Below are 8,170 nucleotides of genomic sequence, written 5' to 3'. Positions count from 1 at the left end.
ACCGCCGCTGAGCTTGTCGATGCTGCGACTGGCCAGGGCGGGGTCAAGCCCCACCACGCCGAGCGCGGCGGCCACCCGGTCGGTGTCCTTGTGCGAAAAGCCCGCCGCGGAGGCGACTTCCAGGTCGACGCGGCTGCGCATCAGCTGCAGGCGGGCCGCCTGGAAGGACAACGCGACCGCACCGACCTGTTCATGGGTGGGCCGGCCGTCCAGCAGGCACTCCCCGCTGGTCGGCGTGGTGAGCCCCGCCATGATCCAGCCCAGCGTCGACTTGCCCGAGCCGTTGCCGCCGTGAATCAGCACGCCGTCGCCCTGCTCGACGACGAAGTTGATGTCGTGCAGCGCGGTCTTGGCCCACGGGGTACCGATCCCGTATTCGTGGCCGACGTTGATCAGTTCGAGGGTTGGCGCATGGTGGGTATCCCCCACGCCCGCGACAGGAGGCGGCGTGTCCGCGGCTTGGGTCATGCCGGTGTTGTCCGGGGAGTCACTGAGTTTGATTGTGCGGTCCGCGGATTCGGCCTCGTTGTTGTAGTGCGTGATGTGCACGAGCGCGGTGCGGTGCCGTTTGGTCAGGCCGGACAGCACGCCCAGCAACGCGTCGCGACCCTGCTGGTCCACCATGGTGGTGACCTCGTCAGCGATCAGCATGGCGGGCTCGCGGGCCAGCGCCGCCGCCAGCGCGAGGCGCTGCAGCTCGCCGCCGGACAGGCTGCCGGTCTCGCGTTCGGCGAGGTCTTCCAGGCCAACCTCGCGCAGCAACTGGGCGACGTCGGTCTTGGTGCCGGGCGGCAGACCCCACACCACGTCGTCGGCGACCCGGGTGCCCAGCACCTGGCTTTCCGGGTGTTGCAGCACCACCGCGGTGCCGCCGAGCTTGCCGAGACCCACCGCACCCGGGCGTTCCACGGTGCCCGAGGTAGGTTCGCGGCCGGCCAGGATCAGCATCAGAGTGGTTTTGCCGGAACCGTTGGCGCCGGTGATCGCGACGTGCTCGCCGACCCCGATCTCCATGCTGATCTCGCGCAGCGCGTCCTGGTCGGCGCCGGGATAGCGGAAACGCACGTTGTCCAGGCGCACCGGAACCGGTCCCACGGCGGCGTTTTCGAGATCGCCCGCGGGTGCGTCCAGCTTGTGCACGTCCGGGATGCCGCGCATGCGTTCCAGCAGCCGCGACAGGGCCCACCAGCCGACCAGCGACATCACCATCACGCCGACGGTGACCAGTCCGAGCAGCATCACCTGCCAGTAGCGCAGCGCAAAGGCGTAACCCACCTTCAGCCAGGCGCCGACCGCTTCGAGATGAACACGACCGAAGAAGGAGGCGAGCCCGTCGACGTTGGCGGTGATGGCGTCGCGCATCAGGTGCCGTAGCCGGGTCAGGACCATCAGCAGCGCGACGTTGCCGGCGCCGAACACCACTCCCGCAACGAAGGACGTCACCACCACGGTGGGCGTGCCGCGGCCCTTGCGCTTGATGAATCCGGTGAGGCCGCCGATGTAGGCGCTCTGGAACACCCCCATGAATCCGCCGCCGCCGGCGATCAGGAACGCGATGAGCCCGGCGGCGATCGTCGCGGTGAGCAGCACCCGCAGGCGGTGTCGGTAGGCCAGCAGCCCGGCGGGAACGGTACCGAGCAGGGCGATTCCGGCGGCAAACGGGACGACCACCGAAATGATGGCGGTCACCGCGCACAGCGCAGCCATCACCGATGCTTGCGCCAGTTCACTCGGTTGCAGCGGTCCACCCCGAGCGGGCGACGGGGGTGGCCCGATCTCGCTCACTCGACTGATTCTGCCAGGTCTGTTTGTTGCAGGCTGCGCCGCGCGCGTTTCGTATGAAGGCCTGCCACGAGTGGTTCCGCATAGCAAAGCTATGCAACGATGGGCGCATGAGCTCGCCCGCAGCAGCAAATGACACCGAGGTTGCCCACGGCCTGGGGGCGGATCTGCTTGCCGTGGTCGCGCGCCTGAATCGGTTGGCCACCCAGCGAATCCAGATGCCGTTACCCGCCGCCCAGGCCCGGTTGCTCGCGACCATTGAGGCGCAGGGGGAAGCGCGCATCGGCGACCTGGCCGCCGTCGACCACTGTTCCCAACCGACGATGACCACCCAGGTGCGTCGGCTCGAGGACGCCGGGCTGGTGTCGCGGACCGCCGACCCCGGCGACGCGCGTGCGGTGCGGATCCGGATCACGCCGGAAGGCAAGCACACGCTCAACGCGGTGCGCCGGGACCGTGCCGCGGCGATCGAGCCGCAACTGGCCCGGCTGGACGCCGCGGACCGTCAGGTACTTACCGAAGCGGTCGAGGTGTTGCGGCGGCTGCTGGAGAACGCGGCGAGTGCCCCGGGCCGCCATACGCTCTGACGGTTGGTGGCTGAACCGCCGCAACGAGTGGACACTGATGTCAATATCCGTCTTCAGTATCCGTTGAGAAAGGGGACGGCCATACCTGACGTCTCCCCGTTGACCGTGTGGGTCGGATCGGCGCGATACGACTTCGTGCCGGGCCGCGATGTGACGGTGGGTATCGGTGATCACTACGACATCCCGCTGGAGCCCGAGGGTCCGATCGGCCCGGACGCGGCAACGCACCCGGTCCTGGTGTTGCGCTTTGCCGGTACGCACTGGCTCGCGGTGGATCAGAGCCACCGGGGGCTGTTTCTGGACGGCATTCGGATGTCGACGGTCGACATCCGCGACGGTCAGATGGTCGCGATCGGCGATCCGGAGCGCGGACCGCGGCTGATGTTCCAGGTCGCCGCGCCGTCGGACGCGCCGCCGCCGAGCACCGATCCGCTGGGTGTGAAGGTGCCCTCGCCGTCATCAGAGCCGTCGACCCCGCTGCCGCCACCGGCAACCCCGCCATCGGCCCCGGCACTGCCGACCCCGCCAGCGACGGAGGAGCCGCCCACCGGGCGCATCGCGATGGAACCGGAGACACGCCGCCTCAAGGCGGTCACCCCAGAGCCGGTTCCCGACCCCGTGCCGGTGGCCGCGCCGGTTCCGGTGCCCGTCCCCGAACCAGTGCCGGAGCCAACCCCGGAACCGGCTGAACCTAAAACCACCCGCATCCCCACCGGGCCGGTCGAACGCTCCCCGCTCGAGCGACCCACCAACCCGTTCCGGGCGGTGTCCGCCCGCGAGGACGGGCAGCCCAAGGGCCGTGGCCTGGTCGAACGCATGACCGACGCGACCCGCAAGCTGTTGCCCGCCCGCGCCGACACCGGCCCCGACGACTCACCGCCGCAAACCGGTCGGTTGCCCTTGCAGCCAGGCGCCCGCACGATCGGGGTGGCCGCCTACAACTTAGGCCTGGTCGTCGGCGGGCGCGAGGTGCTGTCCGACATCTCGTTCACCACCCGCCCGGGGGCGCTGATCGCCGTGGTCGGGCCGTCGGCGGCGCGCAATTTCGCATTGACCGGGCTGCTCTCCGGCACGCGGCCGCTCAGTTCCGGGATCCTCACGGTCGACGGACACGACGTGCACGACGAGCCGGAGACGATGCGGTCCCGCATCGGTGTGGTGCCGCGCGACAACCGGGTGCATCCCAGCTTCACCGTGCAGCGGGCGCTGGAATACGCAGCCGAGCTGCGGCTGCCGTCAAACACAACGCCGGAAAATCGAGACCGGGTCATCCTCCAGGTCCTCGACGAGCTCGAGCTGACCCCGCATCGCGACACCCGGATCGCCAAACTGCCGCCCGAGCTGCGGCGGTGCGCATCGATGGCGGTGGAACTGCTTACCCGCCCGTCGTTGCTGGTCGTCGATGAGCCCGGCGCCGGCCTGGATCCGCAGCAACAGAACCACGTGCTGGGACTGCTGCGCCGGCAGGCCGACCTCGGCTGCGTCGTCGTGGTGGCCAGCGCGTCGCTGGTGCACGTGAATCTCAGCGACCAGGTGCTGCTGTTGACACCGGCCGGCCAGCTGGCTTTCGCCGGCCCGCCCTCGCACATCGAGTCCGCGCTGGGCACGGCGGACTGGTACGACATTTTCGGGCGCATCAGCGCCGACCCGCTCGGCGCTCACCAGGCGTTCCTGATGCGGCAGCAGGCGTTGGTGTCCCCGACGCCGCCGTCGGTGACCCGGCCCGAGCGGCTCCCGCCCGTTCCGGGTTTCGGCCGTCAGTTCCGGTTGCTGGTCGGTCGCCAGCTTTTTCTGTTGCTGACCCGACCTTTCTTTGTGCTGCTGCTGGTGCTGCTGCCGTTCGCCCTGGGCGCTTTGACGCTGCTGATCCCGGGCAGCGCGGGTCTGAACCGGGCCGGCCCCGGGTCGACCAACACCCATGAAGCGCTGGAGATTTTGGCTGCGCTCAACTTCGCCGCGGTGTTGATGGGCACCGTGGCCACCATCGGCGATCTGGTGGGCGAACGTCGGATCTTCCGCCGTGAGCAGGCGATCGGACTGTCCGCATCGGCTTATCTGCTGGCCAAATTGGTCGTCTTCAGCCTGATCGTGGCCGTGCAGGCCGCGATCCTGACCACCATCGTCGTCAGCGGCAAGGGTGGGCCGCGGCATGGGGCGGTGCTGTTGGGCAATGCGGATGTGGAGCTGTATGTGAGTGTGGCGGCGACGGCCATCGTCTCGGCGATCGTGGGGCTGGGGCTGTCCTCGCTGGGCAGGTCGAAACGGGAAACGCTGCCGTTGGCGATTCCGGCGGTGCTGGCATCGTTGCTGTTCGCCGGTGGTTTGGTGTCTTTGGTCGGCACCTGGGGCTACGACCAGATCTCTTGGTTCGTTCCGGCGCAGTGGGGTTTTGCGGCGGCCGCCGCCACCGTGAATCTGCGTCGCGTCGACAAGCTGGCACCCGACAACCTGGTGTGGACCCACTACTCGGGGTGGTGGGTGTTCGACATGCTGATGCTGCTGGTCCTCGGGGCGCTGTGGGCAGGGTTCGTCCGTTACCGGTTACGGCCTGTGTCTCATAAGTAGCGCCTGACGCGGCGGCAGTACTCGGCGTATTCCTGCCCGTAGTGCCCGCGCATGAAGTCTTCTTCGCGAAGCACCTGCCGATGGATGAGCCAGGAGCCGGCCAGCAGGTAGATCAGCGGAACCCAATTGGGGAACACCAGCAACTGGCCGGTCAGGAACAGCAGGAAGCCGACGTAGATCGGGTTGCGGCTGACCGCGAAGATGCCCGTCGTCACCAGGCCACCGGGCTTGTCGACGTCGATGCCGACCCGAAAGCTTCTGCCGAACGACACCAGGCTCAGCACCAGAATCACGACGGCGGCCGCGCAGCACGCCACGCCGATCCAGGCGATCGCGGCATTGTGGAAGAACCGCTGTGTGCTGATCAGCGGCCAGCCGAAGGCGACGGCGAAGATTGTGTAGAAGTACACCGACGCGACCGGGGGGATCACGAAGTCGGTCTTGTCGAGACTGCCGAAGTGCATCGCCTTCGTGCCCGATTTCTTGAGCAGCAGGACCCTGGTGAGCACGGTGCCCATCAGAAGGACCGCCATGAGCGCTGCCAGATAGTGCGGCATCCCAGTTCTCTCCGTCTGCGTGCTGACCTAACGATTACATGACACCGCAACGTCTTGAAGTGTGACTTGTTTCGGCGCGGCGGAGGACGGGTTAACGTCGTGACATGGCGCCGAACGAGAAGACCACTGCCGATCATTTGCGCGACGCGCTCGACGGGCGTTGGCGAGATGTGAAGAACCAGACGCGGGCCCAGCTCTCGAAAGAGGCATTCCGCCCGCACTACACCCCCAACACCGTCATCGCCCGCGCCAAGGTGGCCGAGCAGATGCAGCTCATGGCGAACGCGGGCATCTCCGATGAAGGGTTCCGCAAGGAGCACGGCGGGACCGGCGACGTCGGCGCGGCTATCACGATGATCGAGATGCTGGCCATGTCGGACCTGTCGTTGATGGTGAAGGCCGGGGTCCAGTGGGGCCTGTTCGGCGGCGCGGTGGAGAACTTGGGCACCGAGCGCCACGGGGACTACATCAAGGACATCATCACGCTGGACCTGCTCGGTTGCTTCGCGATGACCGAGACCGGGCACGGCAGCGACGTTCAGTCCTTGGAGACGACCGCGACCTACGACCCGGAGACCGAGGAGTTCGTCGTCCACTCCGAGACGCCGACGGCACGGAAGGACTACATCGGCGGCGCCGCCGAAACCGCGCGGATGGCAGCGGTTTTCGCGCAATTGATCACTCACGAGGATGGTGAGCCGGTCAACCACGGGGTGCACTGCGTGCTGGTGCCGATCCGCGATGAGGACGGCAATGACCTACCCGGTGTGACGACGTCGGACTGCCAGTACAAGGGCGGCCTGCCCGGAGTCGACAACGGGCGCATCATGTTTGACCATGTCCGGGTGCCGCGAGTCAACCTGTTGAACAAGTACGGCGACGTCGCGCCCGACGGCACCTACACCTCGCCGATCGACAATCCGAATCGGCGCTTCTTCACCATGATCGGCACGCTGATCCGCGGCCGCGTCACCGTCGGCGGTAGCGCGGGTGCGGCGGCCCGCGTCGCGTTGGACATCGCGACGCGATATGCGTTGCAGCGCAGGCAATTCAGCGCGCCAGACGACGACGACAAAGAAGTGCTGATCATGGATTACCTGGTGCACCAGCGGCGGCTGTTCCCGCTGATCGCGCGGTCTTATGCGCTGCAGTTCGCGCAGAACGAACTGGTGTCGAAGACACATGATCTGCAGACCTCCGATGTCGTTGACGCCGAAGAACAGCGCGAGCTGGAGGCACGGGCGGCCGGGCTGAAGGCGGCCAACACCTGGCACGCGTCGCGGGCCATCCAGGAGGCTCGCGAGGCCTGCGGTGGTGCGGGTTACATGGCCGAGAACCGGCTGATCGCGTTGCGCGCAGACACCGACGTGTTCACCACGTTCGAGGGCGACAACCACGTGCTGACGCAACTGGTGGCCAAGGAACTGCTCACCGCCTACGCCGACGACATCAAGAGCATGAGCCCGGTGGAATGGGTTAGGTTCGCGGCCAACACCGTTGGCGACCGGGTGATGAAACGCACTGCGGCCGAAGCGATCATGCAGCGAATCATCGATGCGCGGCAGGATAGCGAGGAGGAAGGCAGCCTGTTCAACCGCGGCACCCAGGTCTCGATGTTCGAGGATCGGGAGGACTATCTGCTGTCATCGGTGGCGCGCCGACTGCAGGGAAAGTCCAAGGAAATGTCGGCGTTCGACGCCTTCAACGCGGTGCAGGATCACGTGCTGCACGCGGCGCAGGCACATATCGACCGGATCGTGCTGGAAGCGTTCGTCGCCGGGATCGATGCCTGCCCGGACCCGGAGGCGCGCGAGTTGCTGGATGTGATCTGCGACCTGTACGCGCTGTCGGTGATCGAAGAGGACAAGGCCTGGTTCATCGAGCACCGGTACCTGTCGACCGAGCGGGCCAAGGCTGTGACTCGGGGCATCAACGATCGATGCCGCGTGCTGCGGCCGCATGCCCGGACACTGGTTGACGGGTTCGGTATTCCGGAGCAGCTGCGTTACGCCGAGATGCTGCACCCGGAGAATCTGGCCGACTAAGACTGGTGCGGGATCGGACCTAGGGCCTTTAGCTTGCCGTCGGGTCCGATCTGGAACTTCACGGTTGCCCGTTGGCTCGGGCAGCATTCTTCGTCGTTGCCGGAGCGCCATTGGTACTGCACGGTGACGGTGTCGTCGCTGCTGGGCGGCAGCACGGTGATGTAGGGCTTCGGGTTGGGGGTCGGTGAGCCCAGTGGGGTATTGCGGTCGAAGAACAGCAGCTGTTGCGGGGTGGACTCAGAGGCGATGGTGGGGATGATCTGCACCCAGTTCAACCGGCATTTACGGGTGCGGCCGCGGCCGATCTCCACCCAGGTCGAGCCCGGCACCTCGATCGGCACCTTGGCGATGGCTTGACGCACCGTCTCGGCGGTGGGGCTGTCGGAGGATTTGCAGCTGTCCGGTTTGGCGGCAGGTGGCTTGGATGGTTTGTCGCCGCAGCCCGCGATTGTGATGGCTATCAAAGTCGCGATCAGGATTTGCCGGCAACGCACGAGTGGGTAGCCTAGCCGCCTCCGGCCGGGTCGGGCCGGGGCGCTTCCGGGAGCAATATGATCTGTGCCCGGCTTGCAGCGACATTGTCGGCGCTGGGGCGGGGGCTGGCGAGTGCCGGCGCGGGTGTTCAGGGAGCACT

The 8,170-nt window shown here is 67.1% G+C and carries 6 protein-coding genes; 3 read left to right on the top strand and 3 right to left on the bottom strand.

Annotated features, from left to right (window positions below):
* A partial coding sequence (locus A9X01_RS26450) for an ATP-binding cassette domain-containing protein (protein WP_436405312.1) occupies positions 1-1,785 on the bottom strand: 1,785 nt, incomplete at its 3' end.
* A gap of 107 nt (positions 1,786-1,892) precedes the next feature.
* On the opposite strand from A9X01_RS26450, the gene A9X01_RS26445 reads away from it, so the two are divergent.
* Both A9X01_RS26445 and A9X01_RS26440 read left to right on the top strand, forming a co-directional pair.
* A complete protein-coding gene (locus A9X01_RS26445; RefSeq protein ID WP_065123537.1) occupies positions 1,893-2,369 on the top strand; it encodes a MarR family winged helix-turn-helix transcriptional regulator in 477 nt (158 codons plus the stop codon).
* A 105-nt stretch (positions 2,370-2,474) separates the two neighbouring features.
* On the top strand, positions 2,475-4,934 hold the full coding sequence (locus tag A9X01_RS26440; RefSeq protein WP_065123536.1) for an ATP-binding cassette domain-containing protein: 2,460 nt from the start codon (positions 2,475-2,477) through the stop codon (positions 4,932-4,934).
* Here A9X01_RS26440 and A9X01_RS26435 read toward each other — a convergent pair.
* Complete coding sequence (locus A9X01_RS26435; RefSeq protein WP_253849405.1) at positions 4,925-5,467, bottom strand: methyltransferase family protein; 543 nt, start codon at positions 5,465-5,467, stop codon at positions 4,925-4,927. The genes A9X01_RS26440 and A9X01_RS26435 overlap by 10 nt on opposite strands.
* Before the next feature lie 128 nt (positions 5,468-5,595).
* Between A9X01_RS26435 and A9X01_RS26430 the strand changes: the two genes are divergently transcribed.
* On the top strand, positions 5,596-7,536 hold the full coding sequence (locus tag A9X01_RS26430; RefSeq protein ID WP_065123534.1) for an acyl-CoA dehydrogenase family protein: 1,941 nt from the start codon (positions 5,596-5,598) through the stop codon (positions 7,534-7,536).
* On the opposite strand, the gene A9X01_RS26425 is transcribed toward A9X01_RS26430, so the two are convergent.
* Positions 7,533-8,000: an LppP/LprE family lipoprotein gene (locus A9X01_RS26425; protein WP_436405313.1), complete on the bottom strand. Its 468-nt coding sequence runs from the start codon at positions 7,998-8,000 to the stop codon at positions 7,533-7,535. The two genes, A9X01_RS26430 and A9X01_RS26425, sit on opposite strands and share 4 nt — an antisense overlap.
* Between the last annotated feature and the right edge of the window lie 170 nt (positions 8,001-8,170).

Origin of the sequence: Mycobacterium asiaticum, from assembly GCF_001668675.1 — a bacterium.
GTDB classification, from domain to species: domain Bacteria; phylum Actinomycetota; class Actinomycetes; order Mycobacteriales; family Mycobacteriaceae; genus Mycobacterium; species Mycobacterium asiaticum_D.
Note: the sequence above shows the minus strand (reverse complement) of the source record. Positions and strands in the feature narration are given on the sequence as shown.

What these genes read in the sequence shown, in the direction of transcription:
- A9X01_RS26445 (WP_065123537.1), top strand. Translation starts at nt 1,893, where the DNA reads ATGAGCTCGCCCGCAGCAGCAAATGACACCGAGGTTGCCCACGGCCTG.
- A9X01_RS26435 (WP_253849405.1), bottom strand. Translation starts at nt 5,467, where the DNA reads ATGGCGGTCCTTCTGATGGGCACCGTGCTCACCAGGGTCCTGCTGCTC.
- A9X01_RS26430 (WP_065123534.1), top strand. Translation starts at nt 5,596, where the DNA reads ATGGCGCCGAACGAGAAGACCACTGCCGATCATTTGCGCGACGCGCTC.